The organism is Helicobacter mehlei, from assembly GCF_003660265.1.
In the GTDB taxonomy this organism is placed as follows: Bacteria; Campylobacterota; Campylobacteria; order Campylobacterales; family Helicobacteraceae; genus Helicobacter; species Helicobacter mehlei.
Window position 1 is genome coordinate 1 of record NZ_QXQP01000016.1, and the last position, 23,389, is coordinate 23,389.

A 23,389-nucleotide genomic window follows, 5' to 3' on the forward strand; every position below is an offset into this window, starting at 1 on the left:
GTTCCAACGCCTCCGCCCAAGCCCACCCCCCCCCACCCAAGCCAGAAACAACCCAAACCCCCAATAATCAGGTGATTGTGATCAATTCCAGTCGTTTTTTAATAGGCTATGGTGTAGCGGACATCAAAAGCACGGCAAACGACGATTTGGATGATAAAGAGGATGCGTATTTCAATGCCAGACGCATGCTCACTTTTTCGATTTACAAAAAGTTTAGCCAAGTTTTGGACAAATACCACCTCAAATCCGATAATCTTAAAAATATCTTGCTCTTTAGCATTGATAAAGCCATTGACAGCATGGATATTTACAAAGAGAAAAAATATGTTGTGTTGCCCCATTACCGCAAAGTCTTAGCATTGTTTTTGGTCGATAGCAGTGTTTTAGAACGTATCCGCCAAACCGTGCGCGCACAATACAATTTCACCAACGAACAACGCGCCGTGATCGATCGCTTGATCTACACTATGCAAAATGAGGACACACTCCACTAATTTCATTCACATGCTTGGCACATGTTGGCACATTTTCATTCACATGTGAATGAAAATGTGAATGAAACAAGTCAAAACAGCTCTTTTGAGGCCACAAACAACCCATATTGGCACATGTATATGTGCAATATGTGATTTAAAAAACCTTTCTATTCACATGCCCTAAGCCCCAACCCAACACACTTAAAGAGCTCTCATTCACATGTTCACCTGCCCTACTACTATTGCTAAATTTTATAATACATGCTAAAAACCCCACAAGTCCAAAGATAGATTGCAAATGTGGATGGTCGTTATCCACTAAAAATTAAAATGGATTTTGATGACTAACCTTTTCGCACAGATCTTCGGCCAAGTTACCACTCGCACGCTAAAGCCCACAAGCTTAAAGCTAAGCGTATAGTTACCTAGCATTAGCATGGTGTACTAATACCCACTCCGTTGGGGTAGGGGACATAAGACTCCTAAGTGAGCTGGTTTGAAACCATGATCTGCTAAAGTTAGAATCCCCTAACTTTAGTTATCTGGAGTATGCCGATCCGAGGGGTTTTGAAAGATTAAAAGGCGATAGTGAGAACCTGTCCGTTTATAGCACTCTGTAAATAAACCATTTAATTGAACCTAACAGAACAATCTTTAAGAATCAAAGGAGATTAGCAAGGAACTTTAAAGTTTATCTGATCTTAAGGCTTTATAGGGGGCAAAATCTGCTCCAGGCTCTAGATGGAATCTAGTATAAAGCTGGCACAAGACCATCAAAGCATGGGTTCTAGCTAAAAATTCCACACATAATTACTATAGAGGACCAAGCTTCTTTGGAATGTAACACCAGAAACCCCGCTGGGCGTTACAGAGCGGAAATAGTAGTTGCGCACAATGGGAATTTTTAAACCAAATTCAAAGCCTTGGTGCTTGGTTACATTGGCCCGCACCCCAAAGCGCAAGGGGATTTGGAAATAACTAAAATTAATGCTGGTTCCGGGGTATTTAGTGAGACTTTCAACAAAGCTAGCCCCGCTATTATTCCAAGAGCTCCCCGCAAAGGCGATGCCCATAAAAAACCCGGTTTGAATCTCGCGCGTGTTGATAAAATTAAAGAGGTAATCCACACCCACGCCATAGACATTGTTATTATAGCGCGCACCATTGAAGGTCGGGTTGTCATAGCCATAGTCATAAAAAGCATAGACTCGAAACCCATTGCGTTTTTCTCTCTTGCCCAAAAAGAACTTATAGCCCCCCTCCATACTAAAACCATACATGTTACTTTGTCCGGAGGTATATAAGTTAAACCCAAGCGATCCGGTGATCGTGGTTTTAACTAGGGCATACTGCAAACCCGCAGACACATAAAACCCCCTTTTTTCAGCTAAAACAACACTCCCTATCAATAACAACCCACAACAAACTAATTTTCTCAACACTTTTCCTTAAAAATCAAAATTGCCTTGCTTGCCCTTATTCATGCTCGCATGTACACTCTGCACGAAATTTTGGCGATCTGCACACTCCAAGACCAGTTCGCATGGCAAACACGAGTCTAATCCCTTGCGCTCTTGGCAGGCTCTAATTTTAGCACACCAGCTATCTAATTCCGCCTCAAAATCGCGTTCCACCTAAAAATCCCCCAACGCTTCCATCTCGACTTTGGAGCCCAAAAAGCATGCACTCTTGGCATGCAAGCTCTCTAATTGCTGATCTAAAAGTCTTTGCCCCCCCCCTAAGCAAGGCTAACCCCCCGGCTTGCTCGATCACAAAAGCCAAAGGATAGACCTCAAAGAGTTGGCGTAACTTGCCCTTGGGCGCATCTTGAGTAGCCGGATAGCAAAACAACCCCCCTTGTTTGCTCAACAAGTGATGCACATCAGCAACCATGCTCCCGCTATAGCGCAAGCGGTAGCCTTGCTTAAAAAAATGATCCAAAAAGACACGGTATTGCGGGCTAAAATACTCCCAACTCCCCCCGGGGGCGATGTTTTTACCCTTATCTTTCAAAGTCAAATGACCTTTGAATACCCAAGTTTGGCTTTCCTCGTGATAAAGATAATGCCCGACCTCTCCAGTTGTGGCGACCACTAATTCTAACTTAGCTCCATAGAGGATATAAGCCCCCATTTGCAAGGTGTGCGCCACTTGTTGATTAGCAAAACCCAAGGGTGTATGCTCATAAATGGCAAAAATACTCCCCACTAAAAAATTAGACCCCACCACGCTAGAACCATCTAGAGGATCAAAGGCGACTAAGTAGCCTTGGGAGTCAGATTTATAGCGTGCCTCGCTCTGTTCCTCACTCATCACACCCCCCACACATGCCAAACCCAAAAAGTGATCACTAATGAGATGATCCACCAGCACATCTAAATCAAGTTGCAAGTCGGCTGTGGGGTTTTGTTGCTGGGTGTAGTGGGGGTCTGTTTGCTTGATGAGGCGATAAACTTTAGGGGCTAGCTCTTGGAGAGCTTTTAATAACTGCTCTTTTGTGGTTGTGTCCATGTCAAGCCTTAAAATCTGAATTTGTAGTATAATTCTAGCATGGAATGTGTAGATTTGAATAGCGACATCGGCGAGGGCTTTGGAGTCTATAAAATGGGCGATGATGAGGCGATTTTAGAATGCGTTAGCAGTGCCAATGTCGCTTGTGGCTGGCATGCTGGCGATGCGCTGATCATGGAGGGTGTTGTTCAAAGTGCCCGGGCTTTAGGCGTGGGTTTGGGCGCGCATGTGGGCTATCCAGACTTGCTAGGCTTTGGGCGGCGCAAAATGGAGATTAGCCCCAAAGAAGCTAGGTGTTACACCCTCTATCAAATCGGTGCGCTAGAGGCTTTTGCCAAAAGTTACGGGTCTACCCTCCAACATGTCAAGTTGCATGGGAGTTTTTACCACCAAGCCACTAACGATCCTAACTTGGCCCGTGCGATCTTGCAGGGTGTGGCGGATTATAACCCCAATCTCATTGTGCTCACCTTGAGTCAAAGTTTGATGGCTATAGAGGGGCAAAAAATGGGGCTAAAAGTGGCTGAAGAAGCCTTTATTGATCGGCATTATCAAGCCAATGGGCAATTAGTGCCTAGATCCCATCCCCAAGCACTGATTAGCGATGTAAATTGTGCCCTGGAGCGCGCTTTAAAGATGATCACCGATTGCAAGGTAAGCACTTTGGAGGGCGTAGAGATAGATATCAAAGCACATTCTTTATGCGTACATGGGGATCACCCCAAGGCCTTAGAATTTGCCAAACAAGTGCGTACCGGGTTAAAAAAACATGGCATCGCCATCCAGCCCCTAAGATCGATCTTAGGACTTCCCCATTAAAACGCGGTCGTTCTTATGGGGTGTGGCTTTTTTTAGCGCCACTGCTGCCATTGGTCCGGGCTTTTTGACCCAAAGCGCGCAATTCACTCAAGAATTAAAAAGCTCTTTTGTAGCCGTGATTGTAGTTTCCATCATCGCCTCTTTGATCGCCCAAATCAATGTTTGGCGTGTGTTGGGCATTTCCCAACAAAGAGGGCAGGATGTTGCCAACACCTTACTACCCGGTTTGGGGCATTTTTTAACCTTTCTTATCACACTGGGGGCTTTGGCTTTTAATATTGGGAATGTGGGCGGAGCAGCTTTGGGGTTACAAGCATTAGTGGGGCTGGACTTAAAAAGCGGTGGGTTGCTCAGTGCCTTACTAGCGATCCTGATTTTTTTATCCAAGAGTGCGGGGCATTTGATGGATCGCGTGGCACAGATTTTAGGCGTGTTGATGATCATCTTGATCGCCTTTGTTGCGTTTTTCACCCACCCACCCATCGCCCAAGTAGCCAAAGAAACCCTCTTCCCTAGCCATTTTTCAATGACCGCCACCATCACGCTCATTGGGGGGAGTGTGGGGGGGTATATTGTCTTTGCCGGGGCGCACCGCTTAATTGATTTGGGCGTTGTGGGGGAAAAAAACCAGACTCAAATGGATCGCGCCGCTTATCTGAGCATCGGGGTTGCTGCTCTTGTGCGTGTCTTGTTATTTTTGGCGGTGTTGGGCGTAGTGCAAAGCGGGCATATGCTCAACCCAGCCAATCCAGCCGGGAGTGCTTTTGGGGTGGCTTTGGGCAGTTTGGGTTATAAAATTTTTGGACTGGTATTTTTGGCTGCTAGCTTGACCTCCATTGTGGGTGCTTCTTATACCAGCGTGTCTTTTTTAAAAAGCTTTGTTTGGGTGCAAAAACACCAAAGGGCTTGTGCCTTAATTTTGATCAGCCTCTCGACCTTAATTTTTATGGTGATTGGCAAGCCCGTGGCGTTACTGATTTTAGCTGGGGCCCTCAATGGACTTGTTTTGCCCATCACGCTAGCTGTGGTGTTGGTAGCAGGTTACCAACCCTGCATTGTGGGCACTTACAAGCATTCTATCTTCTTAGCGGTGTTGGGCTGGGTGGTGGTGGGCTTGAGCGTGTATTTGGGTGTTCTCTCGTTTAAGCCCTTGGTTTTAATGTTTAGCTAGGAGTTGGTTGTGGAAGGTGTGGTTTGCCGTGCTTATGGGGAAAGTGCATTATTATTAGAGTTTGGCTCTGAGATTACGCCCCAAATCAATGCCCAAGTCAGGCAGGCTGGTCTTGTCATTGAACAAAAAGCCATTCAAGGTGTGCTAGAAGTGGTGGGGGCTTATGCTAGCCTGCTGGTGATTTACGATCCGCTTGTTTGCTCTTATGCACGCTTGGAAGAAGAGCTACAAAATTTAGAGCTAGGCATACCTAGTCGCCGTCGCCCAGAAGAACAAGTTTCTTTGGTGTCCATCCCCACATGCTATGAATTGGGCTTGGATTTAGAGTTTGTGAGCACGCACACACATTTAAGTCCAGCGCAAATTGTCCAAAAGCACAGCGGGCGGGATTACTTGGTCTATATGCTGGGCTTTTTGCCCGGGTTTGCTTATTTGGGCGGGCTAGACCCCAGTTTAGCTGTGCCCAGATTAGCCCAGCCTAGAGCAGAGGTTGCCCCGGGGTCTGTGGGGATTGCGCACGCCCAAACCGGGATTTATCCGCTCAAATCCCCGGGGGGTTGGCAGATTATTGGGAAAACACCGCTTAAACTCTATGATCCGCATAAAAATCCCCCCGTGTTGCTCCAAGCCGGGGATTATGTGCGCTATGAGCCCATTTCTTTAGAACAATACCAGCAATTAGAACACCAGATCGCACAAGGGGGCTATGAGCCCCAACGCACACAAATTGGGCGGGGGGATTTGCATGTCTAGTATCCGGGTTTTGCAAGGGGGGTTATGCACCACTATCCAAGATTTGGGGCGTTTGGGTTATGCGCGCTTTGGGATTCCTGTAGCGGGGGTGATGGATGAATTTGGCGCAAGTGTGGCTAACTTTTTGGTGGGCAACCCTAGAGAATATGCTCTTTTAGAAATGCACTACTTGGGGGCATGTTTGGAGTTTTTAGAACCGATGCACATTGCCATTGGGGGGGCTAATCTTAGTCCCAAGATCAATGATTGTGTGGTTTTTAATTGGGAGTCTTATGCGATCAAACCCGGGGATATTTTGAGCTTTGGGATGCCCCAATCGGGTGTATGTGCCTATGTAGCCTTCTCAGGAGTGCTAGATGTGCCTAGCGTGCATGGGAGCAAATCAACCTATATGCATGCCCAAATGGGGGGATTTTTGGGGCGCAAATTGCAAAAGGGGGACTTGTTAAGCGTGCGGGTGCGTGTTGAGAATAAAAAGCGTCATTTGGCCGAACATTACCGCCCCCTTTATCATACCCATGCCTCTTTGCCCGTGATCTTAGGGCCTCAAGATTTTTATTTTAGCAAGCAGATAATCCGCCAATTTTGCCAAACCCCCTATCAACTTAGCAGGGGTGATCGCATGGGTATCTTCCTAGAAGGATTGCCTCTAGAGTGGTGTGGGCATGCAGAAATCATCTCCGAACCCTTGGTGATGGGGAGCGTGCAAGTTCCCTCCAATGGAAAACCCATTGTGTTGATGGCTGATCGGCAGACAATGGGGGGTTACCCTAAGATCGCCACGCTCACTAAGGAAAGCTTGGTTACCCTAGCCCAAATGCGCCCACGCGATGAGGTGCATTTTGTTCCCTATAGCATCGAACACGCCCAAGAGAGATACCACGCCTTTTACCAGCATTTAGAACATATTATGGCAAGTTTGGCATAAATGTTTTCATTCTATAATTTGGCGATAAACTAGGAGGAACGATGTTTTTCAAATGGCGCTCATCTCAGGTGACACACAAAAAGGCCCCTCTCAATCTTAATTGGCTTGTCCCTTACAAGGATTTAGGGCGTTTGGAGATCAAAGATCTTTTGGCGCAGAATCGAGTGTCTTTGCTCATGGCGTTTGTGCCCGCTACTTTGCCCTTTAACCAAGTGGTGCAGACACTTGAAAATCAGTTTTCTAGCGTTCCGGTGCGCTTTGTTATCCAAACTGCGGGGCAATTAGGTGGCTCACACCAAGATTTTTATAACCTGCACCAATCTGAGCAAATCCTCTTGCACCTCTTTGGCTCTAGCATCATCGAGCAAATTGAAACTTTCATGGTGGATACCCTCTGTTCTGACTTGCAAAGGGGCGAAGTTAGCATGGACATTGACACACGCAAGGATAAGATTAAAGAACAGATCGAACAACGGGTGCGCCCACACATGCATGTTGATCCCGCTGATACCTTTATTTTGAACTATTTTCCGGGCTTGAGCGCATCTGAGAGTTTCTTTTTAGAAGCTTTTGTAAAATCCAATGTTCCTTTGAGCCACTTGGTGGGGGGGAGTGCCGGGGGCAAACTAGATTTTAAAGAGGCAAATTTAGCCTTGAATGGCAAAATCAGCGCACATGAGGCAGTCTTGATCTATTGTAAATTAGCTAAGGGTTATTATTATGATATTTTCACCACACATAATTTTGAAAAAACCCAAACTTCTTTTTTAATCGGGGAGTGCAACCCAGAATTACGGCAGGTCAAATCCTTTTTAATCCATAACGAATTAGTGCCCGCGCTTGATGCGATCTGTACACATTTTAATTGCATCCCTAACGAATTGCCCAAAATGATGGCAGACTACACCTTTGCGGTGGAGGTAGGAGGACAGATTTTTATCCGTTCGGTGGGGAGTTTCAATGAGGACAAAAGCATTCGATTTTTCTGCGATCTTTACTTTGGGGAAACCTTGCTCTTAGTCAAGGCTGGGGATTTTGTCCAAAGCACGCACCGCAAGTTCCAAAATTTTATGCAAGGGCGACGGGCTTTAGCCATTTTAGCCAATGATTGTATCTTGCGCCGTGTGAATAATCAACAGAGTTTATCCCAATTCAAAGAATTTGATAACTGCCCCATTAGTGGTTTTTCCACCTTTGGTGAGGTTTCCCAAAACTTGCACCAAAACCAAACCCTCACGGCTCTATGTATTTTCGAGGGCAATCCTAGTAAGGAGGCCAGCAAGGGATTTTTCGTCAATTTCAGAAACACCCTTTTTTATTACGAACAGATCAAGAGCAACCGTTTAAATAAAACCCTTGCGATTAAAGACACGCTCTTGGAGCAATACGAGGGCTATAACCAGATTGTAGGGGCTAATAATTCCTATCTCAAAGAGATCGCCACAAAAGCGAGTGCCAATAATGATTATGTCAATGCGGTTAAAGAAGAGGTGTTGAAGTTACAAAGCTCAATGGCGACACTCAAAAACCTTTCCAATACCCTTTCCTCAATTGTGGGCACGATTGATGGCAATATTTCAGAGGTCTCTACAGCTCTACAAAAGATCGATCGCGTGTCTTACCAAACTAACTTGCTTGCCCTCAATGCCGCCATAGAAGCTGCACGCGCAGGCGAACATGGGCGTGGGTTTGCGGTGGTGGCTGATGAAGTGGGCAACTTAGCTAATGGCGTGCAACAGCGCTTAGAGGAGATCGGCGTTACTTTTTCCTCCATGAATGGGGCGGTGAAAAACATTGAGGATTCTTCTAAAGCGGTGTTGGATTCAGCCAATCAAAATAATGTGAGCTTAGATGAGCTCAATAAAGCGGTGGTGTCCCTAGAAGATCAATCCCAAGAAATGGAGCAGATTGCCCAAAAGAGTCTGCAAGACATCGCCCACATTCAAGATCAAATCGAGCAAATTAAAGATCACATCGCCAAAAATAAAGAATTAATCCGCAAGCTTGTTTTTGCTTAAAATTGAGACTTAAAATGCACTGGGGCTAGCGGTGCTAGACCCCTTGACTCTCTCTGGCTAATATGAACAATTTTTAGATGCCTACCCCACCTAACCTTGAGAAATTGGGAGAAAAAAGGCTTGCTAAAACCCAACAATTACACAAAAGGCGGTGATCGTAGATACAAGCTAGATAGCCTAAAAACACAATGTCAGGTTAAGCGTTTAGTGCTCACCCATAAAGACCGCTTTGGTGCGGAGTTGGTGTTTGCTATCTGTGAGGCTAAAGAGGTGGAGGTGGTTACCATCAATCAGGGTGATGAGAATGTCCGTTTTACTAAAGAAACTACGGCTATGCCTTGTTTTGAGGAGGAGTTAGACAAAGATGTGTTAGAGATTATTGCCGTATTCTCCGCTAGACTTTATGGAGCACGCTCTAAGAAAAACAGACAACTTTTAGAGCAGATGCAAGCGGTGGTAGAGAAATAGTAGAATGTCAAAAGCTCGCTTTTGCCCCACAAGATTGAACTAACCCCAAACATAAGGCTAAGACTCACTTTAAAAAGACTTTTGCCTGTGCTCGGACCTTCACGCATTTAAACCTAGCCTTAAGACTTGTTCTAGTTGTGGCAATATTAAAACCACTTTGAAATTGAGCGAGCGGGTGTATCAGTGCGAGGCGTGCGGTGTTGTCTTGGATAGAGATTTTAACGCTAGTGTTAATCTAGTCCAGCACTTAGCAGGTAGAGATTCTACCGAATTTACGTCTGCGGACACAGCCCCGCACGCGGGGTCCCCGGCTCTGTTAAGCGATTTGGCAACAAATCGCCTAGCAACCAGAATGGTGAAACAGGAATACAACAGAAACCAACTGCCTATTCTCTATAATTTTTTTAAGTTTATAGGATTTTATGTGGTTTTATAAGTTTGTGAGAACGGCTAGTTACGCGCTCCTTAAGTTGTTCTTTATTTTTATTTCCCTAGAATCCCCCCCTCTATTTCTATGAAAAAGGATCGCCATGTCCAACTTCGCTAGTTTTGTGCGGGGGGGGGGGGGGGTAACTCTCTCTAATTCTCTTGCTTTTTTAGCCCTCATTCTTGGGGGACTCTTATGAAAATCTTTAAATCATGTCCTATTGTGCTGGGTGGGTGTTTATTAGCCCCTATGTTAAGTGGGTGCTTGGGGGGGTTGTTGGGGAATTCACAACCCCAAGAAACACCCAATCAAATTTTGCAAAAAAAAACGCCAAGAGTGGCAGCAGGCTAGGGGGGCTGAGGGGGCTAAACAACGACAGACAGGGCAGTCTTTACAAACACAATGGCAGTCTATACAAACGCAATTAGCCTACAAACGCGCCACATCATACCTAGCAAATCCAAACCAAGTAGGCTATGAAGACTATAGCTATGACGAAGCCCTAACAGACTTGCAAGAAGCCATCAAGGGGGGTAATGCTGATGCGCTGGTAGCACTAGGAGATATGTACTTTAATGCTCAGGGCGTGGCACAAGATGATGCCAAAGCCTTTGACTACTACACCCAAGCCGCTAGCAAAAAAGTTGTTAGCGCATACGCTAGATTAGCCCATATGTATGTCTTTGGTGCAGGCACAAAGCAAGACACTAAAAAAGCCTTAGAATACGCGAATTTAGCCGTTCAAGGGCAAAACATGCCCGCCCATTTGACTTTAGCGATCATGTACATCAATGGGATCGGTGTGCCCGAAAATGGCGACAAAGCCCGGGAACATTTAAACATTGCATGCAAAGGCAATGTCAAACAGGCTTGCCAAGTCTTGGATGTCATCGGTCAATAAGCTAAAGGAGAATAGATGAAAACAAAAATGAAGTTTGCGGCTTGTGTTTTGGGGTTGGGAGCGGGCATTTTGGGGGCAAAGCAGTTTGATCCGCAAGAATGCCAATTTCCTTTTAACTACAATGTGATGCATGGGGCAATGAGCGGTTACCAATCCGTTGTAGGTGCTGCCGGATTGACAGAAAAAGATGCCATCGCATGTTTTAAAGTGGCTGTGCAAGCGGGGATTTACACCGCTTATACAGATTTGGGAAACTTGTATCAACAAGCCAAACAATACAAAAAAGCCCTAGAAGCCTACCAAAAGGCCGCTGAAAAGGGCGATGATGCTGCGATGATTCAATTGGGGACTATGTATAGCAGTGGATTGGGGGTTGCCAAAGACTACCACAAGGCGTTTAAATACTTTGAAAAAGCCTCGCTAAAAGGGAATGTTGCAGGACTTGTGGAATTGGGAGTTATGTATGAATATGGCTTGGGGGTGAAAAAAGACTATGCCAAGGCGATGGAGTATTATCAAAAAGGCAAGACAGACAACGAGGGGAATATGGCATTGGGGGCATATGTGCAAATAGGACATTTGTATTTTGAGGGCTTGGGGGTGAAAAAAGACTATGCCAAGGCGATGGAGTATTTGAAGCAAGTAAGCACAAGCGATAACAAAGAGGTAGCCCGAGAAGCAAACCGCATGTTAGGCTCTATTTTTGAAAAGGGGGGCTATGGGGTTGATCAAAATATTAGCCAAGCCCAATTCTATTACAAAGAGGGGGCTAAAGCGGGGGATCAAGAGTCCAAAAAAGACCTCATTAGACTCTTAAACGCCGAGGCTAAGAAATACCAAGATGGGCAAGATTATGACAACGCCCTTAAGCTTTACCAAGAGGTTGCTAATGCAGGCGATCCGGATGGTTATGTCCATATCGGGTTGTTGTATATAGGGGTGCAGGGGGAAAAAGGTGCCCAACAAGCCCTAGAATACTTTCAAAAGGCTACAGATAAGGGCAGTTCTTGGGGTTATGTGGAGCTGGGCAACATGTATAAAGATGGCAAGGGGGTAGCCCAAGACTACCAAGAGGCGATCAACTACTATAAAAAAGGCATGCAAACGGGCAATGCTTTGGGCTACTATAGCATGGCCTCCTTATACCTTGAGGGCAAAGGCGTGCCTAAAAGCCCAACAAAAGCGATCGAGTATTACCAAAAAGCGGCCTCTTTGGGGAAGGGTGATGGTTGGTTTTATATCGGACAAATGTATGAGATGGGGCATGGGGTCAAACAAGATGATGCTAAAGCCATTCAATACTACCAAAAAGCTATCCGAAAGGGGAGTGCCTTGGCTTATGCGCGTCTAGCTAACTTCTATCAAAATGGGCGGGGGGTCAAACAAGACTATGCAAAGGCTATGGAGTTTTACCAACAAGCTGCCAAGTTAGGAGACATTGCAGGTTATGTGGGCATGGGGCAGTTATACAAAAATGGCTATGGGGTGAAACAAGATTATAGCAAAGCCATCAAGTATTACAGAAAGGCTGGAGAGGCAGGGTATTATTCTTTGGCTCTTGCCTCTCAGCAAGGTTTAGGGATGGTGCGCGACTACTTGGGTGCGATTACATACTACAGGCGTGCCATCAACGCGGGCGATACAAGAGGCTACGCTGGTTTGGGCTCACTCTATGAGGGCGGGCACGCCTTCCGCCAAAACTTCGCCAAAGCCTTAGAACTTTATAAAAAAGCAGGGGATGCTGGCTATGCCGGGCTAGGCGCGCTCTATGCTAAGGGCTTGGGTGTGCCTAAAGATGCACAAAAAGCCCAAACATACTACAAAAAAGCCTGCGATCTAGGCTATGAGCAAGCCTGCACGCTTTTAAGCAAATGAACAACGGGGGCTAAGAGATGAAAAAAGACTACCTAGACATTGTCCTAGCCGTGCTCAAAGAGGCAAAAGCCCCCGTGTCCATCCATGCGCTTTATAGCAGGGCACAGGAACTTTACAGCGCAGGCAAGATTAGCCAGATGTTTAGCACAGCAGAAGATGGGACTTATTACCCCGTGTGGTTGGCTTTAAAGAACAAAGAAACCCTGCCCTTTGTGCAGGTTTCACAACGCCCTATCACTATTGCCTTAAAAGAATATGCGCTCAATGCAAAGAGCTCAACCCCGGCTTATGGCAGGATAGAAACCCACCACGAACGCCTATTACACCCTTTACTAGCCCACTTTGCTTACACCAAATGGGGCGCACACACCAAGACCATTTACCACGAAAAAGCCTTAAAGGGCACAAAGGGTAAAAACTCTTGGCTTTATCCGGACATGGTGGGGGCAAGCTTTACCTACCAAAACTTTGAGCCCACCTTGCGCCAATTTGTAGAAAACTTTGGCAATTTGCCCTTGAAACTCTTTTCTTTTGAGCTCAAAAAGGAGATGGATTTAAGCCATTGCAGAGAATATTACTTCCAAGCCATTAGCAACAGCTCTTGGGCGCACGAGGGTTACTTGGTGGTGGAGAAAATCAACACAGCAGACAATAATTTAATGGACTTGCTCAAACGCTTGCACACCAGCTTTGGCATTGGGGTTGTCTTGCTCAATGTGCAAGACATGCAAAAAAGCCAAGTGTTGTTAAACGCCAAATTTAAAGAAAATTTAGATCACGCCATGTTGGGCGAATTGTCCCAAAACAGCCCCGATTTTAAAGACTTCTTAAACGCTTTGACTCTCTATCACGAGGCGATTAAGGCGCACATGAGTGAGCAAACCAACTTTCAAGCCTTTGATAGCGTGCTAGACAAAGCGGCATTGCAAAATTATATCAGTAGGAGATTCTGCAACAAACCCCCAAAGAGTTATAAATGGCGATTAATAATGTCGTGCAAAGGGGAGGTAAGGTGTGTGCCTACGATGAAAATGGCGAGGAGCTTTTTAGTAAATCTGGGGAGTTGGTGCGCTACACAAGCGATGCCGTATTTGTGAGGCGGGGCAATCGGGTTTGCCAACTTGATATGTATGGCTATGTGGTGGATGGAAATGTTAAGGAAGAGACGCAATCTGGAAATGAGCTTGCAGGTCTTATCTTTCTTGTATTGGGTTTATTCTATGGCCTCTTTTGGCTTCTGCGTTTCTCATTGCGGCACTACCGTATCACATCAGTGATTGTTGTTATTCTTTTTGGGTGTGTTCTGCTAGCAGGTCTTTTTTCCCCAAGTCTTAAGCCACACCAAGAAAAAGCTGTGTCCTTTAGCAAAGATTACAACCACCGGCAACAAGCCTTTCATGATGCCATGGGGCTTTTTACAGAGCAAGAATACAAAAAAGCCCTAGAGCGTTTTATTTGGCTTGCCCAAATCAAATACCGCCCTGCCTTTAGTTCTTACATGGCGGGGCAATGTGCTTATAAAGAGAAACACTACCAAGAAGCCATTAAATTTTATCAACAAAGCCTAGCGATTAAAAAACAGGCAAGCTACACAGCCATTTTATTAGAAAACCTAGCCAATGCCTATAAAGCCCTCAAAGATGAGAAACATTATGCGCATTACAGGCATCTTTTAGAACAACAAAGAGCAAGGGATTGACAATAAGGGCGCAAGATTTAAGCCCCACCCCCTTTTCAAGTTTTGATCTCTTAGAGTGTGCGCGAGAGGGGGGAGCGACTAGCCCTCCAACTTTTCTTTTAACAGCGCGTTGAGCGCGCTAGGGTCTGCCCTTAAAAAAGAGAAGTTTCCCTTTGTTTATGAGGTTACCAAATACGCCAGTCCAGCCTTTTAAGCACTTAAACCTAGCGTTTCAAAAATTCTTTAGAGATTTAAAACTTGGCAAGGTGAGCTACCCCCGATTTAAACGCAAAAGAGAATATCAAGGGAGCTTTTATATTGTGGGCGATGCTATTAAGGCGATTCAAGGCGATACCAAAGACTATCTCAAAGCCCCCAACTTGCCTAAAATCAAGATGACTAAAAAACTAGGATTTCAAGGCAAGATCAATGGTGCAACCATCACGCAAAAGGGAGATAATTTTTTCGTTTCGATCCAAATAGACACCACGCAGGAGGAGTTTAAAGCGCACCACAAGCCCATAAAGAGTCATTGCACTTTAGGTGTGGATACGGGCATTAAAGCCTTTGCTAGTCTATCTAATGGCTTACGAGTCCAAGCACCCAAGCCCTTAAATAGGCTGATAAGATGGCAACAAAGACACTGCAGACAACTTAGCAAAAAACGGCATTGCAAAACCAAGAATGAAGGGATTAAAAAGTCTCGCAACTATCTTAAAGCCAGCTTGCGCCTAAATCGATGACAAGAAACAAATAAGATGGAGTCCGCATTAGAAAACCTAGCGATATTGGAAAGGTTTTGGGCATGGACTGCTAGTGGTGGGTAAAATGTAGCTGGCCGACTTATTGGAACTCAAAGGTTTAGGTGCATGGGTTTAAAAAATTCGAATACAAGCTAAAAATCCCAAAACAAAGGCAGAATATCCTAAAGTCCCTAAGCCCTTAGTTAGGTTGGCTGTCTGGGGTTTTTGGGGTTCTATGGTGCCTTTGGTGGGGACTTTTGTGGGTGCCGGTGTGGTGGCTGTTATGGGAGGGGTGATAAGCCTTAAGAATATTGCGAAAAGACAACCCGCGCCGAGCAGGATTTCATCTACTGTGTTTTGAGCCCTGTCCATGAAAAAGACATCTTAAAAGATGGGTTTTTGCGCGATGACATCCAGAGAATAGAAATTTATTTAAAAGCCATTGTTGAACCAACGGGCAAGGATCGCTATTTGTTGGAACATTTTTACCATATTTACCAAGAAAAAGGTCAAGAGGGCATAGAAGAGGAGTGGGATAGGCTCAAAGATGCTATAGCCACTCTTTCTGGCTTTGCGTCTAAAAACAAACCAGACCGGGAGATTTTCCATCATCTAGGGTTTTTGACATTGGAGGGAGCAGATATTTACGCAATCTACAAAACATGGCTAGAAGATAGCTATAACGATAGGTTTGCTGCATTTTTATTTGCAGAAGCGAAAAAGAGAGCCCGTGCATGTTTGCAAAAAAAGAAAGGCGAGATGAGGGAGATAGAAGATCTGCAATATTCTAGCGATAAGAGGAAATTGCAAACTCTGCTTGTACTCTTTAATTTAGCATACCTCATTGATCAGCAAATGGCGGAGTGTTTTAGATTTAACCGCTTTGTTTTGGAGAGATGGAGTTTAGAACACATTTACGCACAAAACTCCCAAAGCATTGCTAAGAACATTGCTCAAGAGCAAAAAGATGAGGTGGTTGCATGGCTTGAAGAGGTGAAAGAACATATAGAGGATGATTCAGAGCTCAAAAAAGAAATCCAAGGGACTTTAGAGCAACTTAAAAACACTTCTTTAAAAAATTTAGATTTAGAGGTCTTGTTTAAGCGCATTGATCAAAATTTTGAAGATGATGAGAATTTACACCGCATTTCTAACCTCACTCTGCTAGACAGACGCGCCAATAGCCAAATAGGCAATTTAATTTTCAGCCACAAGCGCGCAGAAATCCGAGAACTGCAGAAACAAGATAGATTAATCCCCATCACTACCCAAAGGGTCTTTAACAAAGAGTTTTCTAAGGAAAAAGACAACCCCAATGTCTTCACTAGAGCCGATCAAAAAGACTACTTGGAAGAAATTAAAAAATATCTTCACAAGTATTTGGAGGTCTAATGCAAGTCTTTTCTCTTACAACATTTTTACAAACTTACAAGGCAGTCAAAGTTCCCATGTTGCAAAGAGACTACGCACAAGGGCGCAAGAGTCAAGAGAGCACCGCCAACGCCTTTTTAGAAGTTCTCTTTAACACCTTGCAAACAGGGCAAGACTTGCACCTAGATTTTATTTATGGCTATAAAGAACAGACTTGTTTTATCCCCATTGATGGGCAACAACGCCTAACCACGCTTTGGCTCTTGTATTTTTATTGCTACAAGAGAGCCAATCAACTAAATGGGGTGCGCGCCTTGCTTGCCAAATTCACTTACGCTACCCGTCTTGGCTCTAAGGATTTTTGCCAAAACCTCATCAAGAAAGATTTCAAGCTTGATGACCAAACTCCCAGCCAAACCATTAAAAATATGGGAGGAATTATTGTAGGGAAAGACGATTCAGACAACGACCCCACCGTTAAGGCCATGTTGCGCATGCTAGATTTAATCCATGCACAATATAAAGAGTGCCCCAACATCACCCTAGAACACTTGGAGTGCATCACCTTTACTGTCTTTGACATGGAAGACTTTAAATTGGGCGAAGAACTGTACATTAAGATGAACGCCAGAGGCAGACAACTTAGTGCCTACGAAAACCTAAAAGCCTTTATGGAAGCCAAGCAAAATATACCAGCTAGCCTACTAGAAAGTATAGATAATAAATGGAGCGATTATTTTTTTGAGGGGGAGCCTAATAATTTAGACAATCGGGGCTTGTGTTTTTTGCATTACGCCAATGTCTTTTTCAGTTTGGAGAGCAGCACTAGAGAAGACATCAGCGAAGCTATCAACCCCAATAAGCCCATCAATGCGTTTTACGCGCCCTTGCAAGAGTTGCAACACATCCAAACTTTAGATCACGCGATGGATTTGCTAGTAACCCATCATGCCCAGGGTTTTTTCAATATCAACGCCGCGTTTTTCCATTTAAGGACAGAAGAAGGCAGGGTGGAGTATGGGATTTTAGAATATAAAAAGATCGCTTACTTCTTTGCTTTGTTGGCTTTAGCCAAGCACTGCCCAAAGCCTAGTCAAAAAGCCTTCCAAGATTATTGGCGGGTGTGCAAGCATTTCATTGAAAATCACCGCTTGGGCGACCCTACAAATCTTAAGAGTTTTGGGCAATTGTTCAGTTTTATCGCCCCCGGGGCGCAGGATATTTACCACTTTTTAGACCAAAACCCCACCCATAACTTCCACTCTGGCATTTACGCCCTTGAAGTGCGCAAAGCCCGCCTGATCTTACAAGATCGCCAAACTAAGCAAGGGTGGGAGGCAATCCTCAATGCAACCAGCGATCATGAATTTTTGCGTGGTTGGGTGGATTTTTTGCTTAACTTTAGCGATGCGCATTTTGATGAAAAAGCCACATTTAACAAAAACTCTAACTACAACTCTCCCAACCTAGAGAAGTTCCAACAATACGCCACGCTCACCATGCAAATTTATAATGAGGATTTTTTAGACCAACACTTCGCCCTATTCCAAAGGGCGTTTTTATGTGTGGGGAATTATAGCTTTTATTACACCAACTACTTTTATGGCAACAACCCCACCCAGCACTTTTTAGATCGCGAGGCAATCCATGATCTTTTAGAGGGAAGTTTCAATACGGGACTCCCCTACTTTAAAACATTCTTGGATAAATTGAGCGGAGCGGGGGACTTAGAAAAGAAAATGCGTAATTTTTGGAAGGACTACACCAACAGCAACGCATTTTTACAGAGGGGGTGGTGGGATCAGCTTTTGATCAAACAAAAAGGGTTATTTGAATTTGTGAATGCCAAAAAAGACATTGCCCCAAGAAGCCGTAGAATCGCTTTTGAATGGCATGATAGCGTGATGATAAGGGTATTTCTTTGCAATGGGACAAAGCTTTTTTACAGCACGGCTCTTGATTTACTAGGCTTTGGCTTTTATCTCTATTGCCAAGAAAAAAATATTGCTGGGCTCAGTCCATACATTAATGACAATAAAGAGAAAAACTACCCCAAAAGCACCCACTTTAAAATCCATAACAAACGCGTTTGTGCAGATAGCCAAAATAAAACGATTCACATTGGTAAGGAGAGTTATCCTATCGATCTAGGCAATGTATTTAGTTCTTTTGATCGGGTGTTAAAAGAGGCCTTTGATATTTGAGAGAGGTTATCGTTAAAATCTTTTCACAAAGACTATCACAGCGCGCTAACAACAAGAATATTGCATTACTGATACGCCCCGTCGATGCTAATTCTAGCCAAGTCGCTAGAAAGCGTGCGTATGTGGGCTTGGTTGGTAGAAACATTGATGCTCGCATCAGTTTTGAACAAATCGCTAGGCTGGTTGCTTTGGCGTTGTTGCAACTCTTGGCGTTTGAAAATTTCAGTGTTGTTAAACTCAAATTGGGCGGGCTTTTTGGGGCTGGGGGGTTGTTGGCATGCGTTTAAAAGGATCAAACAGAGTAGAGCCACCAACCGTTTTGCCACACCGCTACGCCTCAAAAGTTTTGGCTAATCTAGCCCCCACTAGGGCTTTTTGGCAAGCTTGGGGTTTTCTAATCTCCATATCAATATGCGTGATTGCTGGGAAGCAGATTTTAAGCCATGCGGTGATTTCCTCTAGGGCTTGTTCTAAGAGCTGATATTGCGTGGTGGCAAACTTATTTTGCACCACCTCCAGCAAGTCCATGTAGTCCAAATAGTCCTTACCCTTGTGATCATGGGGGTAGTTGTATTCCACTTGGAGATTAATCAAGATGGGCTGAGGGGTGGTCTGTTCGCTCACCATCGTGCCGATGAGCACATCTAGTTGGTAATTTTCAATCAGCAAAGTCATGACTAGCCTACAAAATCTTTTTCTCGCGCCCACTCAGCAAGTTGAGGAGGTTAGACCAATGTTTATAGAGAGTGAAAACAAAGACAAGCACCATCGGTGTAGGTGTGCCAACCTCATGCAAGATATTAACAGAGGCTGGAATGCCCCAAGAGGGCAAGAAGAACACCAAGAGAGTGGCCAAGCCCACGCCCGCAATCGAGGCTAAAGAGGAGATTTTAAGCCCCTTGCCAATGATCGCCCAAAGTGTGAGTCCAATCAAACTCTCTATAGGGATGAGCAAGAGGACTGCCCCCATTGTGGTGCTCACCCCCTTACCACCCTTGAAGTTGAGATAGGGCGAATAGCAATGCCCAATGATGGTTAAAATCGCCACCATCCACTGGGCTTCAAAATTCAAATCCGCCATTTTAGAAGCCAGCACGGGCACAATCCCCTTAAAAAGATCGAGCAAGAGACAGATACTCCCCAGCCTCTTAGCCCGTTGGGGATCAAGGCTTTTAGCCACACGGCAGACATTGGTTGCCCCAATCCCCCCACTCCCCTCTTTGGTAATATCCACTTTGTAAAGCACCTTCATCATCACAAATCCAAAAGGAATACCCCCGATCAAATAACCCAAGATATAAAAGATCACATTGACATTACTCAAAAAGATCAGCAAATTTTCCATGCAAGTCTCCTAAATGGGGGATTATAGCAAACTTCTCTTTTAAAATGAGTGGGTATAGACTCCACGCTTCCAAACTCCTAAAGGATCATCTAAAATGAAATTGACTTTATAACTTTCCTCCATCCCGTGTTTTTTATCCCTTAAAATGTGCTGGATAGAAAGTTCAACAGGGGGGAGTTTTAAGGGAGTGTTGGGCTTAAGCTCAAAGGCTAAAAATAGAGGCTCATTTTTGGCAAAATCCCAGCCCGTGCGCCATCTAGGCAAGGTGGTTTGGCTTTTGAGCAAGCGATTGCCCACCTGCACCTCAAAGCTAGCCAAGTAATAAATCCCGGGCTCTAGGATCCGTGTAGCGATTTTGGCTTGTTTGTAGGTATCCCGCCATAACAAGAAAAACCCATTATTGCCCCCCAAAACAAATTCTTGTGAGGGCTTATCGCCCAGTTTGCGCCAATAAGTTTTGACTGCCCCACCTTGATAACCAATATCAAAGGTAACCTGACTAGCCAAGCTAGAATGCTTGGGCGCACAGGCACACAGCAACAAAGCTAGGCTACAGATAATCGTTTTTGTCCTCATGGTTGGCACATCTTAGGCAGGTCTAAAACCAGCCGATCGATCTCTTGTTGCAGGTGTTTTAAATCCTTAGAATTATCTAACACAAGGGGGCTTAAAGATTTTTTGATCTCAATATCCATTTGGGCGTTGAGTCTTTGGGCGATTTGATTAGCACCCAAGCCATCTCTTTGGGCGACCCTTTTGATTTGCACTTCTCTAGGCGCATAGACCAGCACCACTTGGGTGATCCCATAACTTTTAACCCCCTCCACTTCGTAGTAAAGCGGGATGTCTAAAAAATAGGGTTGGTGGTGGCCTTCCAAACTTTGAGCTTGCTCTAAAAGTTCTTGACGGACTTTTGGGTGGATAAAGCCCTCTAGTTGGTGGCGTTTGGTTGCATCTGCAAAAACAATCTCTCCTAGTTTTGGGCGATTAACCCTACCCGCATTTAAAATATCCTCTGCAAATAGGGCTTGAATCTCTAAGGCGTGTTTGTCTAGGAGTTGGTGTGCGATTTTATCAGCATCAAGCACGCAATAGCCATGCAGGCGCAAAAGATTAGCCACCGTGCTCTTGCCCGTGCCAATCCCTCCAGTGAGCACAAAAGCGCAAGTCAAGCTCAATTTTTCAACAACCCTAAATACGCACTCTTGAGCCAGTTGGGCTGGCAAAAGGCACTGGTATGCACTTGATCGTTATAATGTTTAAGCCCCTCTAACATGGTAATCTTTTGCAAGCACATGTCTGCTTCAGGGTGGTAGTGTTTGGAGGCAAAGAGATAGCACAAGGGGCGCACATCATAGGGGTTTGTGCAAGGCATGAGCACAGAAAAATAGCAATGCAGGTGCTCTAGGGTGCTTTTAAAGCCTAGAGGGTCTAATAGGGGGTGGGGGGCGTGCAACAACAAGACACCTTGAGGGCTTAACATGCGTTGCAAGCCATCGATTTGGTGGGCGTTAGGTGTGTGCAGGTCGATGATGAGATCGTATTTTTGAATCTCCAAATCGATCATCTTGGCATGCTGTTTGAAATTAGCATGGGTGCTCACTTCCTCAAAATGGGGCAAAAAGGGCTTGAGGGCCTGCAAAATCACCTGATCTTCTTGTACAAAAGCCACGCTTTTAGCTTGATTCAAGAGGGCATACCCCACTTCCAAATCAAAACCCCCCACCACGAGGGCATGTTGAATCTCGGGCAGGACACCCCCCCCCACATGGGCTAAAAATTCGCTCTGCAAAAAGGGGTATTTTTGCAAAAACACCTCTTCCTGTGTGCCTAAAACCTTAGCCACAAGCCCCAATGCGGGGCTTTCAAAAATTTCTAAACTGCAAGCCATGCCCTCCAGATGCTGGATTTTAGAACCTAATTGCATCAATACTCTTCGCGTGGGTCATGCGCCCCATACATCATATGCGATTTGGCATCGATCACAATGGCATTCACATCCCCCATTCTAGGCTTGACCACAAGCTTATAGCCCATTCTTTTAAGATTTTCCTCCACATCTTTAACCACACCAAATTTTTCGGTGCGGATTTCATCGGGCAACCACTGCATGTGGAAACGCGGTGCGGTGATGGCTTCTGCAATGTTCATGCCATGATCGATCACATTGCTAATCACTTGTAAAACCGTGGTGATGATGCGCGCCCCGCCCGGGCTACCCACAACCATGAAAACCTTGTTATTTTTAAGTACAATAGTTGGCGACATGGAGCTTAAGGGGCGTTTTTTAGGCTCAATGGAATTAGCATCGCCCCCCACAAGCCCGTATATATTGGGCGAACCCGCCTTGATTGAAAAATCATCCATTTCATTATTGAGCAAAAAGCCCGCACCCTCAATAGCTGCAGCACTCCCATAAGAAGCATTGATGGTATAAGTGATGCTCACCGCATTCCCCCATTTGTCCGCGACAGAATAATGCGTTGTATTTTTGCCTTCGTGTAATTGCCCTAACCCGGGGTTGATTTTGGTGCTATCGGTTGCTAAGTTAGGCTGGATATTTTCATAGACCTTTTTAGCATAAGGTTTGCTGGTGAGTTTTTCAACAGGAATGGTGATAAAGTCGGGATCGCCCATGTAAAGAGAGCGATCGGCATAAGCTTGGCGCATAGCCTCTGCCATGATGTGCATCGTTTGGCTAGAACCAAAGCCCAAGCTACCAATGTCTGCATTCTCCATCGTATTTAAAATCTCAATGATATGGGTGCCTCCTGAGCTTGGTGGCCCCATGGAGACAATTTTATAGCCCCGATAAGTGCCCACAACGGGTTTGCGCCACACAACATTATATTGTGCCAAATCCTCCTTAGTGATAATCCCCCCATTGCGGCGCATATCCTCTGCGATCAATTCGGCGATTTTGCCTTTGTAAAAAGCACTGGGACCTTGCTCTTTAATGAGGGTGAGAGTCTTGGCCAAGTCGCTCTGCACGAATAAATCCCCTTCCCGGTAAGACACCATACCTTTTTTCAAAAAATACTTACGGCTACTGGCGTATTTGGCAAAACGCTCCTTGGCTGCCAACATGGTTTCCCCTTGCCTAGCACTGAGCTTAAAGCCTTTTTCAGCCAAATCAATGGCAGGTTGAATCAAGGTTGCTAATTTTTTAGTCCCGTATTTGTCTAACATCTCGCTAAGGCCCGCTACGGTGCCTGGAACCCCAGCAGCCAAATAACCATCGGTGCTCAAATTGGGGATCACTTTGCCATCGCGATCCAAATACATGTTTTTGGTGGCTCTTAAGGGGGCTTTCTCCCTAAAATCAAGGGTGAGATTATCCCCATTAGCCAAATGGATCACCGCAAAGCCCCCCCCGCCAATATTGCCTGCGGCTGGATGCACCACCGCTAGGGCATAACCAATTGCCACTGCTGCATCAATGGCATTCCCCCCCTCATCCAAGACCTTTTGCCCGATTTGATCGGCTAGGGGATTACTTGAGAGAGCTAGAGCCTTGCCCTTAATGGGTGGCCAACTAGCACCAGAGGCAAGCTGTATCCACCCTGCACTAATCAAAACAACAAGCCACAAACGCAATATCTGTAACATGAAATTCTCCTATGATTTAATCAAAAAGCTCGCTATTCTACCATAAGTTAGAGTGCTCTGAAATTAAGCTATAATACAAACATGACGGAAAG

General features: G+C 45.1%; 24 protein-coding genes and 1 pseudogene. 15 read left to right on the forward strand and 10 right to left on the reverse strand.

Going from position 1 to position 23,389, the window contains the following annotated elements; genetic code table 11:
• Positions 1 to 494, forward strand: a 494-nt coding sequence (locus EAO36_RS05905) for a hypothetical protein (RefSeq protein ID WP_235852389.1), incomplete at its 5' end; no start/stop codon positions are given.
• Positions 495 to 1,267: 773 nt separating this feature from the next.
• On the opposite strand, the gene EAO36_RS05910 is transcribed toward EAO36_RS05905, so the two are convergent.
• From EAO36_RS05910 to EAO36_RS05920, 3 genes are read right to left on the reverse strand one after another with little or no spacing between them, the layout of a single operon-like run.
• Positions 1,268 to 1,915 carry an outer membrane protein gene (locus EAO36_RS05910; RefSeq protein WP_120948282.1) on the reverse strand — a complete coding sequence of 216 codons (648 nt, stop codon included), beginning with the start codon at positions 1,913 to 1,915 and terminating at the stop codon, positions 1,268 to 1,270.
• A 9-nt stretch (positions 1,916 to 1,924) separates the two neighbouring features.
• Positions 1,925 to 2,110, reverse strand: a complete 186-nt coding sequence (locus tag EAO36_RS05915; RefSeq protein ID WP_120948281.1) for a hypothetical protein — start codon at positions 2,108 to 2,110, stop codon at positions 1,925 to 1,927.
• Positions 2,094 to 2,987: a class 1 fructose-bisphosphatase gene (locus EAO36_RS05920; RefSeq protein ID WP_235852390.1), complete on the reverse strand. Its 894-nt coding sequence runs from the start codon at positions 2,985 to 2,987 to the stop codon at positions 2,094 to 2,096. The genes EAO36_RS05915 and EAO36_RS05920 overlap by 17 nt, the downstream gene beginning before the upstream one ends.
• Positions 2,988 to 3,026: 39 nt before the next feature.
• On the opposite strand from EAO36_RS05920, the gene EAO36_RS05925 reads away from it, so the two are divergent.
• The 14 genes and pseudogenes from EAO36_RS05925 (at position 3,027) to EAO36_RS05990 (ending at position 18,343) form a co-directional block, all read left to right on the forward strand.
• Complete coding sequence (locus EAO36_RS05925) at positions 3,027 to 3,806, forward strand: LamB/YcsF family protein (protein WP_120948279.1); 780 nt, start codon at positions 3,027 to 3,029, stop codon at positions 3,804 to 3,806.
• 22 nt (positions 3,807 to 3,828) lie between these two features.
• Entirely contained in the window at positions 3,829 to 4,977 is a 1,149-nt protein-coding gene (locus EAO36_RS05930; protein WP_120948278.1) for an NRAMP family divalent metal transporter, read from the forward strand.
• A gap of 9 nt (positions 4,978 to 4,986) precedes the next feature.
• Positions 4,987 to 5,730 (forward strand): 5-oxoprolinase subunit PxpB, encoded by a 744-nt coding sequence (pxpB, locus tag EAO36_RS05935; protein WP_120948277.1) that lies wholly within the window; start codon positions 4,987 to 4,989, stop codon positions 5,728 to 5,730.
• The gene (locus EAO36_RS05940) at positions 5,684 to 6,658 is read left to right on the forward strand and encodes a 5-oxoprolinase subunit C family protein (protein ID WP_235852391.1); all 975 of its coding nucleotides are present in this window, start codon (positions 5,684 to 5,686) and stop codon (positions 6,656 to 6,658) included. The genes pxpB and EAO36_RS05940 overlap by 47 nt, the downstream gene beginning before the upstream one ends.
• Before the next feature lie 41 nt (positions 6,659 to 6,699).
• Positions 6,700 to 8,676, forward strand: a complete 1,977-nt coding sequence (locus tag EAO36_RS08990) for a methyl-accepting chemotaxis protein (RefSeq protein ID WP_120948276.1) — start codon at positions 6,700 to 6,702, stop codon at positions 8,674 to 8,676.
• A 69-nt stretch (positions 8,677 to 8,745) separates the two neighbouring features.
• Entirely contained in the window at positions 8,746 to 9,144 is a 399-nt protein-coding gene (locus EAO36_RS05950) for a MerR family transcriptional regulator (RefSeq protein WP_120955846.1), read from the forward strand.
• A 163-nt stretch (positions 9,145 to 9,307) separates the two neighbouring features.
• A complete protein-coding gene (locus EAO36_RS05955; protein ID WP_459562058.1) occupies positions 9,308 to 9,580 on the forward strand; it encodes a zinc ribbon domain-containing protein in 273 nt (90 codons plus the stop codon).
• A gap of 247 nt (positions 9,581 to 9,827) precedes the next feature.
• Positions 9,828 to 10,472 carry a tetratricopeptide repeat protein gene (locus EAO36_RS05960; protein ID WP_120955847.1) on the forward strand — a complete coding sequence of 215 codons (645 nt, stop codon included), beginning with the start codon at positions 9,828 to 9,830 and terminating at the stop codon, positions 10,470 to 10,472.
• A gap of 15 nt (positions 10,473 to 10,487) precedes the next feature.
• Positions 10,488 to 12,347, forward strand: a complete 1,860-nt coding sequence (locus tag EAO36_RS05965) for an SEL1-like repeat protein (protein WP_120955848.1) — start codon at positions 10,488 to 10,490, stop codon at positions 12,345 to 12,347.
• 17 nt (positions 12,348 to 12,364) lie between these two features.
• Complete coding sequence (locus EAO36_RS05970; RefSeq protein ID WP_235852392.1) at positions 12,365 to 13,444, forward strand: HrgA protein; 1,080 nt, start codon at positions 12,365 to 12,367, stop codon at positions 13,442 to 13,444.
• Positions 13,445 to 13,701: 257 nt separating this feature from the next.
• On the forward strand, positions 13,702 to 14,046 hold the full coding sequence (locus EAO36_RS05975) for a tetratricopeptide repeat protein (RefSeq protein ID WP_235852393.1): 345 nt from the start codon (positions 13,702 to 13,704) through the stop codon (positions 14,044 to 14,046).
• 109 nt (positions 14,047 to 14,155) lie between these two features.
• Positions 14,156 to 14,759: pseudogene (locus tag EAO36_RS05980) on the forward strand (nuclease/transposase family protein); the annotation flags it as partial.
• 408 nt (positions 14,760 to 15,167) lie between these two features.
• Positions 15,168 to 16,160, forward strand: coding sequence for a GmrSD restriction endonuclease domain-containing protein (locus EAO36_RS05985; protein WP_162983269.1), 993 nt, complete (start codon positions 15,168 to 15,170; stop codon positions 16,158 to 16,160).
• Positions 16,160 to 18,343 (forward strand): DUF262 domain-containing protein, encoded by a 2,184-nt coding sequence (locus tag EAO36_RS05990; RefSeq protein WP_120955850.1) that lies wholly within the window; start codon positions 16,160 to 16,162, stop codon positions 18,341 to 18,343. The genes EAO36_RS05985 and EAO36_RS05990 overlap by 1 nt, the downstream gene beginning before the upstream one ends.
• A 65-nt stretch (positions 18,344 to 18,408) precedes the next feature.
• Here EAO36_RS05990 and EAO36_RS05995 read toward each other — a convergent pair whose 3' ends face one another.
• From EAO36_RS05995 to ggt, 7 genes are read right to left on the reverse strand one after another with little or no spacing between them, the layout of a single operon-like run.
• Positions 18,409 to 18,669 carry a hypothetical protein gene (locus EAO36_RS05995; protein ID WP_120948306.1) on the reverse strand — a complete coding sequence of 87 codons (261 nt, stop codon included), beginning with the start codon at positions 18,667 to 18,669 and terminating at the stop codon, positions 18,409 to 18,411.
• A 4-nt stretch (positions 18,670 to 18,673) separates the two neighbouring features.
• Complete coding sequence (locus tag EAO36_RS06000; protein WP_120948305.1) at positions 18,674 to 19,018, reverse strand: dihydroneopterin aldolase; 345 nt, start codon at positions 19,016 to 19,018, stop codon at positions 18,674 to 18,676.
• Positions 19,019 to 19,025: 7 nt separating this feature from the next.
• Positions 19,026 to 19,688: a glycerol-3-phosphate 1-O-acyltransferase PlsY gene (gene plsY, locus EAO36_RS06005; RefSeq protein WP_120948304.1), complete on the reverse strand. Its 663-nt coding sequence runs from the start codon at positions 19,686 to 19,688 to the stop codon at positions 19,026 to 19,028.
• Between the two features lie 39 nt (positions 19,689 to 19,727).
• Positions 19,728 to 20,264: a hypothetical protein gene (locus EAO36_RS06010; RefSeq protein ID WP_120948303.1), complete on the reverse strand. Its 537-nt coding sequence runs from the start codon at positions 20,262 to 20,264 to the stop codon at positions 19,728 to 19,730.
• Positions 20,261 to 20,866, reverse strand: a complete 606-nt coding sequence (gene coaE, locus EAO36_RS06015) for a dephospho-CoA kinase (protein ID WP_120948302.1) — start codon at positions 20,864 to 20,866, stop codon at positions 20,261 to 20,263. Before coaE ends, EAO36_RS06010 begins: the two co-directional genes overlap by 4 nt.
• On the reverse strand, positions 20,863 to 21,615 hold the full coding sequence (locus EAO36_RS06020) for a spermine/spermidine synthase domain-containing protein (RefSeq protein ID WP_120948301.1): 753 nt from the start codon (positions 21,613 to 21,615) through the stop codon (positions 20,863 to 20,865). Before EAO36_RS06020 ends, coaE begins: the two co-directional genes overlap by 4 nt.
• Positions 21,615 to 23,297, reverse strand: a complete 1,683-nt coding sequence (gene ggt / locus EAO36_RS06025) for a gamma-glutamyltransferase (protein WP_120948300.1) — start codon at positions 23,295 to 23,297, stop codon at positions 21,615 to 21,617. The genes EAO36_RS06020 and ggt overlap by 1 nt, the downstream gene beginning before the upstream one ends.
• Positions 23,298 to 23,389: the final 92 nt, after the last annotated feature.

What these genes read in the sequence shown, in the direction of transcription:
- EAO36_RS05920 (WP_235852390.1), bottom strand. Translation starts at nt 2,987, where the DNA reads ATGGACACAACCACAAAAGAGCAGTTATTAAAAGCTCTCCAAGAGCTA.
- EAO36_RS05925 (WP_120948279.1), top strand. Translation starts at nt 3,027, where the DNA reads ATGGAATGTGTAGATTTGAATAGCGACATCGGCGAGGGCTTTGGAGTC.
- EAO36_RS05940 (WP_235852391.1), top strand. Translation starts at nt 5,684, where the DNA reads ATGAGCCCCAACGCACACAAATTGGGCGGGGGGATTTGCATGTCTAGT.
- EAO36_RS08990 (WP_120948276.1), top strand. Translation starts at nt 6,700, where the DNA reads ATGTTTTTCAAATGGCGCTCATCTCAGGTGACACACAAAAAGGCCCCT.
- EAO36_RS05965 (WP_120955848.1), top strand. Translation starts at nt 10,488, where the DNA reads ATGAAAACAAAAATGAAGTTTGCGGCTTGTGTTTTGGGGTTGGGAGCG.
- EAO36_RS05970 (WP_235852392.1), top strand. Translation starts at nt 12,365, where the DNA reads ATGAAAAAAGACTACCTAGACATTGTCCTAGCCGTGCTCAAAGAGGCA.
- EAO36_RS05990 (WP_120955850.1), top strand. Translation starts at nt 16,160, where the DNA reads ATGCAAGTCTTTTCTCTTACAACATTTTTACAAACTTACAAGGCAGTC.
- EAO36_RS06000 (WP_120948305.1), bottom strand. Translation starts at nt 19,018, where the DNA reads ATGACTTTGCTGATTGAAAATTACCAACTAGATGTGCTCATCGGCACG.
- plsY (WP_120948304.1), bottom strand. Translation starts at nt 19,688, where the DNA reads ATGGAAAATTTGCTGATCTTTTTGAGTAATGTCAATGTGATCTTTTAT.
- EAO36_RS06010 (WP_120948303.1), bottom strand. Translation starts at nt 20,264, where the DNA reads ATGAGGACAAAAACGATTATCTGTAGCCTAGCTTTGTTGCTGTGTGCC.
- EAO36_RS06020 (WP_120948301.1), bottom strand. Translation starts at nt 21,615, where the DNA reads ATGCAATTAGGTTCTAAAATCCAGCATCTGGAGGGCATGGCTTGCAGT.
- ggt (WP_120948300.1), bottom strand. Translation starts at nt 23,297, where the DNA reads ATGTTACAGATATTGCGTTTGTGGCTTGTTGTTTTGATTAGTGCAGGG.